The organism is Nocardia mexicana NBRC 108244, assembly GCF_001613165.1.
GTDB classification, from domain to species: domain Bacteria; phylum Actinomycetota; class Actinomycetes; order Mycobacteriales; family Mycobacteriaceae; genus Nocardia; species Nocardia mexicana.
In genome coordinates, this window is record NZ_BDBV01000030.1 from 1 (window position 1) to 15,955 (window position 15,955).

General features: G+C 70.2%; 13 protein-coding genes. 7 read left to right on the top strand and 6 right to left on the bottom strand.

What is annotated here, in order from left to right; genetic code table 11:
• Window positions 1-246 precede the first annotated feature (246 nt).
• Window positions 247-1,194 (top strand): RNA polymerase subunit sigma-70, encoded by a 948-nt coding sequence (locus tag NM1_RS12500; RefSeq protein WP_068018605.1) that lies wholly within the window; start codon window positions 247-249, stop codon window positions 1,192-1,194.
• Between the two features lie 196 nt (window positions 1,195-1,390).
• Window positions 1,391-2,857 carry an MFS transporter gene (locus NM1_RS12505; RefSeq protein WP_068018608.1) on the top strand — a complete coding sequence of 489 codons (1,467 nt, stop codon included), beginning with the start codon at window positions 1,391-1,393 and terminating at the stop codon, window positions 2,855-2,857.
• A gap of 168 nt (window positions 2,858-3,025) precedes the next feature.
• On the opposite strand, the gene NM1_RS12510 is transcribed toward NM1_RS12505, so the two are convergent.
• On the bottom strand, window positions 3,026-3,883 hold the full coding sequence (locus NM1_RS12510) for a LysR substrate-binding domain-containing protein (RefSeq protein WP_068018612.1): 858 nt from the start codon (window positions 3,881-3,883) through the stop codon (window positions 3,026-3,028).
• Window positions 3,884-3,954: 71 nt separating this feature from the next.
• Between NM1_RS12510 and NM1_RS12515 the strand changes: the two genes are divergently transcribed.
• Complete coding sequence (locus NM1_RS12515) at window positions 3,955-4,968, top strand: bile acid:sodium symporter family protein (protein ID WP_068018614.1); 1,014 nt, start codon at window positions 3,955-3,957, stop codon at window positions 4,966-4,968.
• Between the two features lie 8 nt (window positions 4,969-4,976).
• On the opposite strand, the gene NM1_RS12520 is transcribed toward NM1_RS12515, so the two are convergent.
• From NM1_RS12520 to NM1_RS12530, 3 genes are all read right to left on the bottom strand, one after another.
• Window positions 4,977-5,423, bottom strand: coding sequence for a hypothetical protein (locus tag NM1_RS12520; RefSeq protein WP_068018723.1), 447 nt, complete (start codon window positions 5,421-5,423; stop codon window positions 4,977-4,979).
• 61 nt (window positions 5,424-5,484) lie between these two features.
• Window positions 5,485-7,419, bottom strand: coding sequence for a CocE/NonD family hydrolase (locus NM1_RS12525; RefSeq protein WP_246011280.1), 1,935 nt, complete (start codon window positions 7,417-7,419; stop codon window positions 5,485-5,487).
• Window positions 7,420-7,471: 52 nt separating this feature from the next.
• Entirely contained in the window at window positions 7,472-8,719 is a 1,248-nt protein-coding gene (locus NM1_RS12530) for a winged helix-turn-helix domain-containing protein (RefSeq protein WP_068018615.1), read from the bottom strand.
• Window positions 8,720-9,085: 366 nt separating this feature from the next.
• Here NM1_RS12530 and NM1_RS12535 point away from each other — a divergent pair, with 366 nt between their 5' ends.
• Genes NM1_RS12535 through NM1_RS12550 form a run of 4 tightly spaced genes read left to right on the top strand, consistent with a single transcriptional unit; the run spans window position 9,086 to window position 13,181 of the window.
• Window positions 9,086-10,069, top strand: coding sequence for a ketoacyl-ACP synthase III family protein (locus tag NM1_RS12535; protein ID WP_068018619.1), 984 nt, complete (start codon window positions 9,086-9,088; stop codon window positions 10,067-10,069).
• Window positions 10,066-11,700 carry an AMP-binding protein gene (locus NM1_RS12540; RefSeq protein ID WP_068018621.1) on the top strand — a complete coding sequence of 545 codons (1,635 nt, stop codon included), beginning with the start codon at window positions 10,066-10,068 and terminating at the stop codon, window positions 11,698-11,700. Before NM1_RS12535 ends, NM1_RS12540 begins: the two co-directional genes overlap by 4 nt.
• Window positions 11,697-11,945: an acyl carrier protein gene (locus tag NM1_RS43020; protein WP_068018623.1), complete on the top strand. Its 249-nt coding sequence runs from the start codon at window positions 11,697-11,699 to the stop codon at window positions 11,943-11,945. Before NM1_RS12540 ends, NM1_RS43020 begins: the two co-directional genes overlap by 4 nt.
• A 15-nt stretch (window positions 11,946-11,960) precedes the next feature.
• Window positions 11,961-13,181, top strand: coding sequence for a cytochrome P450 (locus NM1_RS12550; protein ID WP_068018624.1), 1,221 nt, complete (start codon window positions 11,961-11,963; stop codon window positions 13,179-13,181).
• A 41-nt stretch (window positions 13,182-13,222) separates the two neighbouring features.
• Here NM1_RS12550 and NM1_RS12555 read toward each other — a convergent pair whose 3' ends face one another.
• Window positions 13,223-14,296, bottom strand: coding sequence for a selina-4(15),7(11)-diene synthase (locus NM1_RS12555; protein WP_068018626.1), 1,074 nt, complete (start codon window positions 14,294-14,296; stop codon window positions 13,223-13,225).
• Window position 14,297: 1 nt separating this feature from the next.
• Window positions 14,298-15,818 (bottom strand): alpha/beta fold hydrolase, encoded by a 1,521-nt coding sequence (locus tag NM1_RS12560; RefSeq protein ID WP_068018629.1) that lies wholly within the window; start codon window positions 15,816-15,818, stop codon window positions 14,298-14,300.
• Window positions 15,819-15,955: the final 137 nt, after the last annotated feature.

Genomic DNA, 15,955 nt, shown 5'->3' on the forward strand with positions numbered 1-15,955 from the left:
TTTGTAGACACCCGGTTCGACGGGGATGGTGCCCGGCGCCGGCCGGTACGTCGCTGGATCTGCCACGCGACAAGCCTATCGACCGGCCCCGACATCCCCGGGAAAGCCGGGCCCCGCCGTCCGCCGCGGTGGACAATCGGGGACGAGGTCGCCGCGCGGCGACGACTTTCGTCGGCCGCGACGGTCGTACATGTCGAAGGCGTTCCCTGTGACCGCACCGGCACGCGACCCTCGAGGAGCCACCGCATGAACCCGACCCTCGCCCACCCGGCACTGGAGCGCCGACTCGCCGAGCTGCGGCAGCCGCTGCTGGCCTACTGCTATCGCATGCTCGGCTCGGCGCTGGAGGCCGAGGACGCGGTGCAGGAGACCATGATGCGGGCGTGGCGGTCCGCGGGCCGCCTCGCGGAACCGGACGGACTGCGGCCGTGGATGTATCGCATCGCGACGAATGTCTGCATCGACGCGGCGTCCGACCGGAAGCGCCGGGCGCTGCCGATGGATCTGGTGGCCGCCGCCGACCCGCGTGCCGACCTGGGCGCGCCGCTGCCGGAATCGACCTGGGTGCAACCGTTTCCGACCTCCGGCGCCGGGAGCGACCCCTCCGAACGCGCCGTCACGCGCGAGTCGGTGCAGCTGGCGTTCGTCGCGGCCCTGCAGCACCTGCTGCCCCGGCAGCGGGCCGTGCTGATCCTGCGCGATGTGCTGTGCTGGCGGGCCGCCGAGGTCGCCGAGCTGCTCGACACCAGCGTCGACGCGGTCAACAGCATGCTGCGGCGGGCGCGGGCGGTACTCGCCCAGGCCCCCGCCGCATCGGAGGCCGCCGAGCCGATCGACACCGGGCTGCTCGAGCGCTACGTCTCCGCCTTCGAGCGCTTCGACGTCGACGGCATCGTCTCGCTGCTGCGCCACGATGCCGTGGTGGACATGCCGCCGGTGTCGTTCTGGCTGTCGGGCCGGGACGCGTTCCGCCACTGGCTGATCAACTCCGAGGTGGGCTCCCGCCGCAAGCGCCTGATCATGCTCGAGGCCAACGGCTGCCCCGCCGCCGCGGTGTACAAGGAGAACGACGGACGGTTCGAGGCCGTCGGCATCCAGGTGCTCGTGTGCTCGGGCGGAGAGATCGCGGAGTTGCACGTCTTCCTGCAGCCCGAGCTTTTCCGCGTCTTCGGCCTGCCCGACACCCTCGGCTGACACACGCAACAGCGGGTTCACGACGGGCGGACCCGGCACACGCCCTCTTCGCACCCCGTGCATGTTCGCGCACCCGCCGCCGCCGATGGAAGGCGTGCGGGAACGTGCGCGGGGTGCGGCGACCGCGATGCCCGGAGACGGCGGGAACGTGCGGGCCCCGCGACGAGTTTCCGACGCGCGACCGGTTGTGGGATGCATGGTCAACGAAACACTCTCGCCGACCGGGCAATCGCCTCGGCGAGCATTGAAACCCGGGGCGATTCTCGCGCTGATGTGCGGCGCCCAGTTCATCATCACCCTCGATATCGCGATCGTGAACGTCGCGCTGCCGTCGATCCAGGCCGATCTGGGCCTGGCACCCAACGATCTGCAGTGGGTCGTGATCACCTATGTCCTGATGCTCGGCGGTCTGCTGCTGCTCGGCGGGCGCGCGGGTGATCTCCTCGGGCGGCGCAGGATGCTGCTGCTCGGCCTGGCACTGTTCGCCGGGTCCTCGCTCACGGCGGGGCTCGCGGGATCGTTCGCGCAGCTCGTCGCGTCACGAGCGGTCCAGGGCGTCGGCGCGGCACTCGCCGCTCCGGCGGCGCTGGCCGTGCTGGTCGCGACCTTCCCCGAGGGCCCCTCCCGCAACAAGGCCCTGGGGGTGCTCGGCGCGGCGAGCGGCAGCGCGGCCTCGTTCGGTGTCGTGGTCAGCGGCGCCCTGACCGCCGGACCGGGCTGGCAGTGGGTCTTCTTCATCAATGTTCCCACCGTCGCGGCCATGATCGCGCTGATCGCGAAATACGTTCCCGCCGACCGCATCTCCCACCGCGGGCCGTTCGACGTGACCGGGGCGGTGACGGTGACCGCCGGGCTCACCGCGGTCGTGTACGCCATCAACAAGAGCGTCGACCACGGCTGGACGTCGGCGACCACGCTCGGTTTCCTCGGGGCCGGTATCGCTTTGCTGGCCGTCTTCGTAGCCGTGGAGTACCGGACCGCGGAACCGCTGGTGCCGCTGTCGATGTTCCGGCGGCCGACGTTGAATGCGGCGAATCTCGTTGCCGCCCTCGTGTATGCGGCCTTCTTCGCGACCATCTTCCAGGCGTCGCTGCTCATGCAGCAGGTGCTCGGCTACTCGGCGCTGCGCACGGGCGTGGCGTACCTGGCCATCGCCGCGACCGCCGTGGTGGTGGCCGCCGGTCTCGCGCCGGCCGTGCTGTCCCGGCTCGGTGCCGGATGGGCGATCGTGCTGGCGCAGTGCAGCGCGGCGGCCGGACTGCTCTGGCTCGCCCGAGTTCCCGTGCACGCCGCGTATTGGCCGGATCTGTTTCCGGGCTTCCTCGCCGTCGGGGTGGGCGTGGGACTGTCTCTGGTCTCCATCCAGGTGGCAGCGTTCATCGGCATCCCCGAGCAGGTCAGCGGCCTGGCAGGCGGCATGGTGGAGACCGCGCGGGAGATCGGCGGCGCGCTGGGCACCGCCGTCGTCGCGGCGGTCGCGATCGCGGTGGCGCAGGGCGTATCCGGCGGGACGGCCACCGCATTGACCGAGGGGTTCCGGCGCGGCTCCCTGGTTGCGGCAGCATTCAGCGTGGTGGCGGCCGTCACGGCGCTCACGGTGGTGCGCCGCGCCGAACGCTCGGCGCGCGCGGCGGCACCGGTGCCCGCGAAGGTGGGGCGATGAGCAGCCTTGCGATAGGGCAAATATCCATCGGACCCATGGGGTTCCACCGCGCCACGACGTCATCCGGAGAGCTGGCGACGGGACCGCCGTGGTCCCAGCGAGGGAACAGGCCGGGAGCCGCCCAGCTGACACGCGGCGGGCGCGGGCCACTCGGCCGCTGGCCGTGGATCAGCCTCGTTGCAGGCGGCGGGCGTTGGCCGTGATCGCCTCGCAGAGGGCGCGTTCGGGTTCGGACAGGCGGGTGCGGCGGCGCAGGAGGACGAATTCGAGGTCGCCCAGCTCCGGGAGGCGGGCGTCCTCGACGGTGAAAAGGTCTGCGGGCAGCAGGTTTTCGGCATGGGCGATCACACCCAGGCCCGCCAGCACGGCGGCGCGCAGGCCGAGCTGGCTGTCGCTGGTGCAGGCGATGCGACAGGCCCGTCCCTCGCGTTCCAGTGCGCGCAGGGCGATGTGGCGGGTGAGGCTGGGCGGCGGGTAGGTGACGAGCGGGACCGGGTCGTCGAAAACCGTTGCGCCGGAACGGCCCGCCCACACCAGCCGGTCCCGCCACAGCAGCTCGCCGTGCCGTTCGCCCGGCAACCGCTTGCCGACCACCAGATCCAGCTCACCGGCGGCCATGCGCGTCTTCAGGTTCTCGCTGAGCCCCACCGTCAACTCCAGATCCACGCCGGGGTGGCTGCGCTGGAACTCGAGCAGCACATCGGGCAGTTCCCGGGCCATGACGTCGTCGGAGGCGCCGAGCCGGATCAGCCCCGACAGCCGCGAATCGGAGAAGTACCGCTCGGCCTGCGCCTGCGCGTCGAGGATGGTGCGGGCGAAGCCGACCATGGCGGCGCCGTCCGCGGTGAGGGCCAGGTTGCGGGTGTCGCGGCGGAACAGCTCGCGGCCCGCCGCCTGCTCCAACCGCGCGACGTGGCCGCTGACGGTCGACTGCCGCAGCCCGAGAATCCGGCCCGCGGCGGTGAACCCGCCCGCGCGTTCGACGGCGAGGAAGGTGCGCAACAGATCCGGATCGAACACATTCATCACGATACGCGTTCGGAATTATCGCCTCCAACGACTTCCGTGATCAGTTTGCGGGACCGTACCGTGCACTGGTGAGGTTCCTTGCCAAACTCCGCATCGACGGCTTCATGCTCGGCATTCTGGCCAGCGTGCTGCTCGCCGTGGTGTTGCCCGCGCGCGGCACCGCCGCCGACGTCCTGGACGGGGCCACCAAGATCGCCATCGGGGTCCTCTTCCTGCTCTACGGCGCCCGGCTGGAGCCGCGGGAGGCGCTGGCCGGGCTGCGGCACTGGCGCCTGCACGCGAGCGTGCTCGCCGTGACCTTCGTGGCATTCCCGCTGATCGGCCTGGCGCTGCGGCTGCTGGTGCCGTCGGTACTCACCGACGAGCTGTATACGGGCGTGCTGTTTCTGTGCCTGCTGCCGTCGACGGTGCAGTCGTCGATCGCGTTCACCTCGATCGCGCGGGGCAATGTGGCCGGTGCCGTGGTCAGCGCGTCGCTGTCGAACCTCGTCGGCGTGTTCGCGACACCCCTGCTGGTCATGCTGCTCATGCACACCGCGGGCGGTGCCACGGTCTCACCCGGCGCCATCGTGATGATCGTGGTGCAGTTGCTGCTGCCCTTCCTCGCCGGGCAACTGCTCCGGCCGTGGCTGCGCGGGCTGCTGCGGCACGCCGCGGTGACCCGGGTCGTGGACCGCGGGTCGGTGTATCTGGTGGTGTACGCGGCGTTCAGCGCCGGGATGGTGGAGCACATCTGGAAGGGCATGTCGCCCTGGGCATTGCTGGCCGTCGCGGTCGTATGTGCCGCCGTGCTGGGCGTAGTGCTCGGGCTGACCTCGGCCGGTAGCAGGCTGCTCGGCTTCGACCGCGCCGACCGGATCGTGATGATCTTCTGCGGATCCAAGAAGAGCCTGGCCACCGGCCTGCCGATGGCGACGGTGCTGTTCGCCGGGCACCCGGTGGGGCTGATCGTGCTGCCGCTGATGGTCTTCCACCAGATTCAGCTGTTCACCTGCGCCGCCCTCGCCGGGCGCTGGGGGCGGGCCGCCGAAGCAGCTGCGGCGCAACGGGTGTCACCGGAGGCACCGGCCCGTGCGGGCTGAGAGCGAACTCAGAGCCCCCGGGCGTACCGGATCGATTCCTCGACCGCAGACATATCGATATCGAGATTCGGGTCCCGGTCCATCATCTCGCGGAACTCCAGCATCTCCTCCTCGATCGTGCTGCGCCGGGCGAGGGTGATCAGCTCCTGGCGGACGTAGTCGCCGAGGGAGACGCCGGTGGCCCCGGCGCGGCGGCTCAGCACGCTCCAGGCGTCCGCCGGGAGGTTGTAGGTGTCGATCAGGGCCATGGCGCCCTCGTCGATCGACGGCGCGGGATAGTCCGGACGCTCGGACTCCAGGAACTCCACCACCGTGTCGATGGGGACCCGCTTGGTCGTCAACGTCGTCAGTTCCCGGCGCACGTAGTCCACCACCGGCATCCCGGCGTGGCGGGCGCGGCGCGAAAGGACCTCGGCGGTATCGGCGGGTAGATCCTCGATCTCGATGCGCGACATGATCGCCACGCTATGCGCGGCGCGATCGGTCGGCAAGCGGCCGGCCCCGTGGGCGTCCGGCCTACCGGGTCAGCGGGAAGGTCGTACGACCCTCGTCTCCCGCCGGGATGATCGGCAGCACCACCGACGACGGGTGTTCGGCGTCGTGGAAGATCGTCTGCGTGGCGCCCTGGACGGCGGCGCTCGCGCCGAACGGTTCTCCGGTGTTCGGATTCGGCGCGTACTGCGGGTAGTCGCTGCTGGAGATCTCCAGGCGCAGACGGGATCCCGCCTTCACCTGATAACTCGTCGGCCAGATCTTGATCGTGTACTGATACGGCCGCCCGGGCACGATCGGCGTCGGATGTTCCAGCGAGTCCCGGAACGCGGCGCGGATGATGCCGTTGTTGAGGTTCCTCGTGGATCCGTCGGGGGCGACGGCCACCAGTTTCGCCGTGAAGTCGGTATCGGGAGCCGTCGAGGCCGCCCACAGTTTCACCTCGGTCGGCCCCGTGATCTCGGTATCGGACGGCATCGGGGCGGTGGTGTAGGTCAGCACGTCCGATCGCTGTTCCACCGCGCCCTGATCGAACGGTCCCTGCGGGCCGCTCGACGCGCCGCAGCACGAATGCCCGCCCGCGCTGGGCACCGGATTCAGCGGGTCGTAGTAGTACCGGTCCGGCGGCTGCGGGTCCTTCGGCGCGTCGGCGACCAGTTCACCCTTGCGGCCGCCGAGCCCGACGCCGCCCGGACCGGACAGGTGATAGGTGGTCCAGCGCGTATCGGGCAGGGGCCAGGCGGAGGCCGTCTTCCAGCGGTCGGCGCCCATCACGAAATAGTCGACCGCGGGCTGCCCGGACACTTTGTTGTCGGCGCCCTTCAGGAAGCGGTCGAACCACGTGAGCATGAGGTTGTTGACCGGGCTGTTCCCGCCGGGACCACCGTCGAGCAGCGGCGCCGTGATACCGGTGCCGGGACGGCCCCATCCCACGTGGTCCCACGGCCCGATCACCAGCCGCTGATTGCGGCGCGCCTCCTCGGATCCGCCCCGGCCGACCATGCCGGTGAAGTTCTCGATGCCGCCGGCGAGGAAGGCGTCGTACCAGCCCTCGATATCGAGCACCGGCACCTTGACGTCCTGATATCGGTCGCGGATGCTCCACTGCTTCCAGTAGTCGTCGCGGGTCGAATGCCGCATCCAGTCGTAGAACCACGGTGCGACCACCGGATCGTCCGGCCGCAACGGCGGGAACTGCTGGTACGGCCGATAGGTCATCCAGCGGGTGTACTCCGCGCCGTCGGCCAGGAGCTGCTTGGCGGTGGCGGTGTCGCCGCGATTCTCCGCGGCCGTCCGGCCGATCGTCTCCATCGCCCACGGCTGCACGAAGGCCAGCCGGAAGGCGCCGCCCTCGTAGGTCCAGCCGTCGTAGTAGTCCGAGGAGGTGTTGGCCGGCACGATCGTGGTCAGGTGCGGCGGGGTCCGGACCGCCGCGAGCCACTGGGTCGCACCGACGTACGACGAGCCGTACATGCCGACCTTGCCGTTCGTGCCGGGCAGCGCCGCGGCCCATTCCACCGAGTCGTACCCGTCGTCCAGGTCGGGGCCGAATTCGCTGAAGGTGCCGCCCGATTTCCCCTGCCCCCGAATGTCTTGTACGACAACCAGATAACAGTGCGAGGCGAACCAGTCCGGTGACTGGTACCGGTAGGGCTGGACCTGCGCGGCCGCCTTGCCGTACTGGGTGCGCATCAGGATCACCGGCACCGGATCGGCGGTCTGCGGGCGGTACACGTCGGACTGCAGCACCACGCCGTCGCGCATGGTGGCGGGCACGTTCTCCTGCTTGCTCACCGCGCAGTCGCCGCGTCCGTCGGCGGGCGGCCACGACCCGGCCGCGGGCTGCACTCCCCCGGTCTCGCCGCCGGATCCGCCGCAGCCCGACGCGATCAGCACCGCGGTGGCGACCAGCGCACACATTCGGACAATTCGACTGCGCCGCAGGCGGTTCGACGACATCAGCCGAAGGTAGCACCGAACGGCAGCGGACGCGACGCGGTTTTGTCCGGTTCTACCGCAAGGAATTTCGTCGTCCGCGGGCGCCGCATTCGGTGCTCAGCGCGGCAGCGAGGTCACCGCGGCACCCGACCTCGATCGTGTCCAGCTCCAGCCAGTCGGCCATCTCCCGCAGCGCGCGGGCCAGCTCGGAGACGACATAGCCGCTGTCCCAACCGGTCTCGGCGAATGCGCCGGGCACCAGCAGGCGGCCGGTGGCCCGCTCCGCCCGCAGATCCACCCGTGCCACGAGCTCGCCGTCGAGCAGGAACGGGAACACGTAGTAGCCGTGCACCCGCTTGGGCTCGGGGGTGTAGATCTCGATGCGGTAGTGGAAGTCGAAGATCCGCTCGGTGCGCGCCCGGAAGAAGATCAGCGGGTCGAACGGGCACAGCAGGGCGGCGCCCTCGACCCGGCGCGGGGTGCGGGCGTCGGTGCGCAGATAGGCGGGCCGGTCCCAGCCGGTGACCTGCACCTGTTCCAGTTCGCCCGCATCGACCAGGTCGGCGATGGCGGGCTCGGTCTGGCGGCGGTGCAGGCGGTAGTAGTCGCGCAGGTCCGGTTCCGTGGCGATACCGAGCGCGGTCGAGGCCCGGCGCACCAGTTCCCGCACGGCATCCGGTTCCTCGATCTCGCGCTCGAGGACCTCCGGCGGGAGCACCCGCTCGGTCAGGTCGTAGTGACGCTGGAAGCCGACCCGCTTGCCCACCGAGAGCTCCCCGGTGGCGAACAGCACCTCGCACACGACCTTGGTGTCGCTGTAGTTCCAGCCCCAGTGGTCCTTGCGGCGGGGACGGTCGAGCTCGAGGTGCTTCTCCACCTCCCCCGCCGTACAGGCGCCGAACTCCCCGATCACGTCGAGCACGTCCTTGGGCAGGGTGGGGTTACGCTCCAGCACCGACCGCGAACCGCCCCAGCGCCCGTCGCGGTAGCGGGCCATCCGCCAGCGCATCAGCGGCCAGTCCGCCACCGGGAGCAGCGCCGCCTCGTGCGCCCAGTACTCCACCAGCCGCCGCGGGCGGCGGGCGTTGTGGCTCCACGCCATCTCGTCGAGCAGCGTGCGATCGTAGCCGCCGATCCGGCTGAACACCGGGGCGTAGTGCGCCCGGACCACGGCGGACACCGAGTCCAGCTGCAGCAACTGCGTTTTCTCCAGCACCCGCTGCAGGGACCGGCGAGTGGCGGGAGACGCCGAGCGCGGCGCGGCGAAACCCTGGGCGGCGAGCGCGGTCCGGCGGGCCGCGGCGGCGGTCATCGTACGCACACCCGAACCATGCCAGAACCCACCGACAAGTTTCGACGGCACCGGTCCCGGCCCAGCGCCGAAGCGCCAAATCCGGGCCGCCGCAGCGGAGCAAACACCCGCGCCGCCCCGCACCAATCCTTTTCGGCGCCAGGCTCCCACTGCGTTGGGTCGTTCACCGCGCCGTCACCGCTATCGTCGAGTAATCCCCGGCCACGGGACGGGCCCGGATTCGGCGCCCTCCGGGTCGTGCGAGACCACCGGGGTGCGCGGACTATCCGGTCCGCCCGCCATCGCATCGTGTCCGCAGCGGCGGACGACCACAGCCGATCGGCTCGTGCGGTGATGCGATCGCGCCGATGAACGGCGACCCTTCCGGAGGCGGCAATGCTGGTGGCAGGACGAATATCGGTGGCGTCGGCCGCGGTCCGCGTCCCCGCGCGGACGCAGACCGCGGCCGACGCGGTACGGATGGGCGTGCTCAGCGAGGATCAGGCACACCGCATGGAGCCGGATCGGATCTTCGTCGGCGGCCAGGTCCCACCGGACGACTTCGCCGTCGCCGCGGCGGAGGACGCGCTGAAACAGGCGGACGCGGAGGCGGGCGCACTCGCCCTGGTGGCGTGCTCCTGGGTATGGGAACGGACGACGAATTGGAAGCTCGCTCCGCGCGTCGCCCGCCTGCTCGGCGCCGACCGCGCCTTCGCGCTCGGCGTCCGGCAGAACTCCAACGGCGGCACGGCGAGCCTCCAGGTCGCGATCGGACATCTGCTCGCCGCACCCGACTCGGCGACGGCGCTGGTGGTGACGAGCGATGTGCTGCCCGACGGAGCGCATTGGCGGCTCGGCATGCAGGGCGCGGTGATGAGCGACGGGGCCGCGGCCGTCGTACTGACACCCGGCCCGGGACCCCTGCGTGTCCTCGCCGTCGACTCCTGCGGATGGACACCGCAGGAAAGCCTGCTGCCGGACCGCAATCCGTTCGACGGCGCATCCGACGTATACGACGCCTGGGTGGATCAGCGGACCGCCTTCTCCCTGCGTAAGCAGCTCCGTCTCGGCATCGGGCGCGCGCTGGACGAGGCCGGCGCCGATCGGTCCGTCGACGCGGTGCTGCTGCCGCGCCTGACCTCGAGCTTCCTCGAGGCCCTCACCACCGGACTGCTGCCGCCCGCGGCCGACCGGATCTGCCTCACCGACCGGACCGGCCATCTCGGCGCCGGTGATGTGCTCGCCAATCTGGCCTATCTGCTCGACCACGACATTCTCGCGCCCGGCGGCCGGGCGCTGCTGATCGGCTTCGGCGCCGGTTTCGCGATCAGCTGCCTGGTCGTGGAACGCCCGATCGACGAGGAAGGAGTCCTGCCGTGACCACTGCCGCGACGTACCGCACCGCGGTCGAACTCGTGGAAGCGCTCGCCGAAAGTTCCGGGGACATAACGTTTCCCGACGGCGCGCCGCGGCTCGCGCACACAGACCTCCCGCCGCTCGCCCAGGGCGCCGCGCGGCTGCTCCGCGACGAGGGTGTGCGGCCCGGGTCCGTCGTGGGCGTCCTCACCGCCACCGAGCCGTCGTTCTTCCCGGCGCTGTTCGGCGTCCTCGCGGCCGGTGCGGCGGTCAGCGTCCTTCCCACGCCGCTACTCGACCCCGCATCGGCCGCCGACCGGCTGGCGCCGATCATCGACGTGGCGGGTATGCGCGAACTCGTCGTCACCGCACCGTTCCGTCCCACCGCCGAGGCGCTGTGCGCGCTGCGACCGGGCCTGCGGGTGCTCGATCTCTCGGCACCGGAGCCCGCCGCGCATCCACCCGCCCGACTTGTCCGCCCCGACGATCCCGCCGTCGTCCAGTTCACCTCCGGCAGCACGGCGCGGCCCAAGGGTGTGGTGCTGACGCATTCGCAGCTGCTGAGCGGTATCACCGCCATCGTGTCGCAGCTGCGCGCCACCCCGGATGACGTATTCGCGCAATGGGTTCCGCTGTTTCACGATCTGGGTCTCATCGGCGCGCTCACCGCCCTCGCGACACCGGCGCCGTCGCACCTGTTCGGTCCGCTCGGGTTCATCCGGAACCCGGAGCGACTGCTCGAGTACCTCGCGGACAGGGGCGTAACCATTTGTACCGGCCCGAATTTCGGATACGAGCGAATGATCGGCGCCGAGCCGCGCATCCACCCGGGCGGGCTGGGCCGGTGGCGGCTGGCGATCAACGGCGGCGAGACCGTGACGCCGCGGACGGTCCGACGGTTTCGGGAGACGTTCGAGCCCTCGGGTGTTGCCGATGCGGCGATGTATCCGTGCTACGGGATGGCGGAGGCGACCCTCGCCATCACCATGCCCGAACCGGGCGAGGAACCGGCGACGGCAAGTGTTCACCGGCGGCACCTGAACCCGGGCCGTCCGGTCGTCCGAGTCGCCGACGACCATCCCGATGCAACGGAGTTCGTGGCCCTCGGGCGGCCGGTGCTCGGCATGCGGGTGCGAATCGTCCACGGCGACCGCGTACTTCCCGAAGGCACCCTCGGCGAGATCGAGATCCGCGGGGACGCGGTCACTTCCGGATACCTCAACGACGACACGGCGACCGCCGCCGCCTTCCACGACGGCTGGCTGCGCACCGGGGACCTCGGATTCCAGCTCGACGGGCAGCTGTACGTCGTCGGCCGGATCAAGGAGATGATCGTCGTGCACGGGCGCAACTTCTATCCCGCCGATGTCGAGAACGTGGCCCGATCGGTGGCCGGTGTTCATCACGGGCATGCGGTGGCCTTCGCCGATGCGCGGCACGAGCAGATCGTCGTCGTGGCCGAATGCGCCGAGCCGTCCGACGACCGGCTCGGCGCCGATATCGAGGCCGCGGTATCCGAGCGGCTGGGCCTGGCGGCGGTCCGCGCGCGGCTCGTCGGCCGAAACCGGTTGCCCCGCACCACCAGCGGCAAATGGAAGCGCCTCGAAATCCAGCGCCTGCACACTCCCGAATCCCTGGAAAGGAGTCGATCATGACCCGGCCCGCAGTCGACGTCCCCGACCTCGTTCGCACACATTTCAGCGAGGTCCTCGCGATCACCATTGCGCCGGAGGACATGTCACGCACTATCACCGGCCTCGCCCGCGTCGACTCGCTGCGCTTCGTGCAGGGCGTCAGCGGGCTCGAGAAACGGCTGGGCATACAACTCGACGAGGACGAACTCTTCGATGTCCGGACACTCGACGATCTGTGCACGCTGGTCCAGCGTGCGCTGCCCTGACCCGGCGGAGCACGGATGAATCACCCAACCCACACCGAGACCACCATCGATGCCGCGCCGAGCGAGGCCCTCGCCGAGGACGCGTATCGTCGCATCCGCGAATCCGGGCCCGTGGTACCCCTACGCCTGCCCGATGGACTGCGGATCTGGGCCGTCACGCGGTACGCGCTGGGCCGTTCGGTTCTGCAGGATCCCCGATTCGTCAAGTCGCGCACCGAGATACGGCGACCACACGAGATGTTCGGGGGGCGGCGGTACGCGGAGGACGTGATGGCCGCAGAGGGCGATCACCTGCTCAACGCCCCGCCCGACGGGCACGCCCGGCTACGCGGTCTGATAGCGCCCCACCTGTCCGCCCGGGCCGTGCGCCGACGCGAGCCGCGCATCGCGGAGGTCGCCGACGAGCTGATCGAACAGGTCGCCGATCGGTCCGAGTTCGATCTGGCCGCCGACGTCGCCCGGCCGCTCGTCACCCGGGTCATCAGCGAAATCATCGGTATTCCGGTCGAATTCGCGCCCCGGGTGTCGGCCTACATGCAGCGGATCAGCGACCGTATCGACCCGCTCGGTACCGACTACCGAGAAGCATCCGCCCTGCTGGTCGACCTCCTGCGCGAGTTGATTCGCGAGCCCCGAGACCCGGATTCGGGCCGCCTGCTCGATATCCTGCAGCAGGAGTACCGGCACGGCCGCATCAGCCGTCGCGAGATCACCTCCAACATCGTCATGCTCCTTGCCGCCGGGACGGCGTCCACCCAGATCACACTGTGCTACGGCACAGTCGTGCTCTGCACCCGCCCCGAGGAGCGCCGCCGACTGCTGGACGGTCCCGCCCCCGCCGCCGCGTTCGTCGAGGAGCTGCTGCGCTACCACGCGCCGTTCCCGTTCAGCCCCTGGCGATTTGCCGCCGACGACACCGAGATCGCCGGATGCACGATCCCGGCCGGCGAGCCGGTCCTGGTCCTGCTGTCGGCCACGAACCGCGACCCGGACGGCTACCCCGACCCCGATACCTTCGACTCCCACCGCACCGCGGGACCCCCACACCTGGCGTTCGGCTACGGCCCCCACTTCTGCGCGGGAGCCCACCTCGCCCGCGCCGAGGCCCGCATCGCCCTCACCACCCTGTTCACCCGAATACCCACCCTCCACCTCGCCGTCCCCCCGTCCCACCTGACCTGGCGCGGCCTCCTGTTCGACCGAACCATCACCGAACTCCCCGTCCTGACAACATAATTCGGCCGTCACCGGAATCTACCGGCGAAAACCCGATCGGCTCACACGGTCCACCACCAGGCGATCGAGGGGATATCCAGTGGTTGATCGCTGCTGTCGGTGGGGGTGTCGGTGAAGCGCAGGGATGGGCGCGCAATGTCGTCCGGGGTGGTGTAGCGGCTGGAGGTGGCCTGCCAGTCCTGGGCGCCGCGGATGAAGGAATCCGCTGTGGTCAGGTAGCGCCGCAGGGCGGGTCCGCCCGTTGTGGCCAACCGATTGCGCACGCGCAGGTAGCGGCAGGTGACGCGGTCGCGCTGCGCGACGCATATCGGGAGGGCCTCGGCCGGGCTCGCGCCGCGTTCCCGGGCGAGGACCCGGATCGCGTTGAGCCAGTAGCGATCCCCGCGGCTCTCCTTGTGCAGGGACAGAATGTCGTTGTCCCAGCAGATGACGAAACAGGCCATCTCGACGGCCGCGCGCGTCGCGGTCGCATCCCGTTCGTCGGCGTCCAGCTCGTAGCCGTGCGCCATCTCGAGCAGCGGGAAGATGACCGTCGTGGCGCCGGTGTAGAGCCGCATCAGCGTGTAGTCGTCGAGGCTCGGTACCGAGTCCCGCTCCCGGTGGTGCGCCTCCCAGACCACGGACAGGAAGTATTGCCGCAGCCCCTCGACCCAGCGCGTCGCCTGACTCGGTGTCGCGTATTCGTCCATCCGCTGCCGCAGCTCCCGCAACCCCGCGCCGAGGCGCTCGTCGACGACCATCGCGGCATCCGGATTCTCCGCGACGCGCAGCAGCCGGGACAGTTCACCGGCGAGTTCGCCCGGGAGCGTTCCCAATCGCCCCTCCTCGCAGTGCCCGTCGTCGACCAGGAACAACCAGACGATGAAGTCCCCGAGCAACTGCACCACCGCGGCGTCGCCCTCCGGCAGGATGCGCGCGGCGAAGGCGCCGATGTCGTGTGCCGCCAGCTGTCGCCGCAATCGCGGCGAACCGATGCCGAGATTCTCGGCCCACACGGCGGTGTTGTGGTTGATCTCCGCGTGCGCGGGATGAATGGCGGGCACGAACGGCGAGTAGAGCGGAGGTATCTCGGCCTGAGCCACCGGCCCAGCCTCGTCTCGGGTCAGCTCGGTCATGCTACTTCGAGTACCCGCCGGCACGCCCGACCATCGCGTTCGGATCGGGTGATCCCGCGGGATCGCCCAGCCATTCGTCGACCGGCATGCCGCACGAGTTCGCCAGACCGGCCACCAGTGTGTAGGCGCCCACCAGCGCGAGCAGTTCCAGCAGCTGCGGTTCGTCGTAGCGAATGCCGAGGCGGCGCCACGTCTCGTCGGTGACGGTAGCGCCGGGTCCGCGCAATTCGTCGACCGCGCGCACCAGTGCCGCGTCGTGTTCCGTCCATTCGCGGGCTTCGGGATCGGTTGTGGCAGCGTCGATCTCCTGCTCGCTCATCCCCAGTTCCGTCGCCACCCGCCGGTGAATGGCCCCGACGTACCGGCTCCCGGTGCTCCCCGCCACCCGCAGGACGACGATTTCCCGGTCGCGCGCGGGCAGTCGGCCGTTCGCGACCCGCAGCAGCAGCGGCGCCACCGCGATCAACAGATCGGGATCGTGCGCGACGGTGGCCACCAGGTTGAGGGGCGGTTTATCGCCCAGCACGGCCGCACCGGCCCCGCCGAACAACGGCGCCAGCGCCTCGCCCTGGAACCGGCCTCCGGTCAATCGACCGACCTCCTCCGCCGGTAAAGGTGTGATTCTCGGCGACTGCGCGGACGTTTCGGCGGAAGGCCGCTCTCCCGCAGGATCTTTCGGTGACGAGTTCGTTTCGCGCAGGAATTCCTCCACGGCACGGACGAATTCGTCGAACGCCGTGCGATGGATGTCGTGCGCCGCGTCCGCAATTTGCACGGCCCCGGCGCGTACGGGCAGCAGATCGCGGGCCCGTACCCAGTCGGTGTCGTTCAATATCGTCAGTTGCCGGGGATCGGCCCGCAGCAGCAGCGTCGGGACGGTGAGTTCCGCCAGCAGCGGTAGCAGCGGTCCCTGGCTCGCGCCCTCGGCACTCACCGCCCGCACCGTGGTCGAATCCACCTGCGTCAGACCGTAGATGAAGGTATCGAGATCCACCGGATGCCACGAGCGGTGCCGCTCGGACACGAACTCCCGAATCTCCTCGGGCGCCGCGCCGACGACGGCCTGCAGCCGCCGGACCCGTTCCGCCCCATAGAAATCCAGCGTCTGCTCCGGCGGCAATTCCTCGAGGACGAGGCCGCGCAGCGGGCGGGCGGGACTGTCGCCGCTGCCGACCGCGACCAGCAGCGCGATGGCGGCACCCCAGGAATGGCCGACGAGCAGCGGTGAGCGCAGCTCCAGCGCGTCGAGGAAGGCGCGCACATCGTCGGCGGCGGCGTCGAGTTCGTAGCGGCCCGCCGGAGGTGTAGCACTGGCGCCGTGACCGCGCAGATCCAGGGCGTACACCGTAAACCCTTCGGCGAGAACGGGTCCGACCCGCGCCCACGCCGCGGACGAATCGGCGTTGCCGTGCAGCAGCACCGCCACCGGCCTGCCCGGATCCGCACCGCCCCACCGCCGATAGGCAAATGTCCCCGCCGGAAGTTCGGCGAACGCTACATCGGTGAAAGCCGTGATCGTCATAGAACCTCATTTCGATCGCCAGAATTCGCGCCGTGCGGCAAACGATCTTGCGCGACCGACCCTATCCCGCACCAAAGCCGTTATGGACCAAGGTGATTGGAGCCGAAAAGCGATCGGATTTGCCCCCGGACCACAAT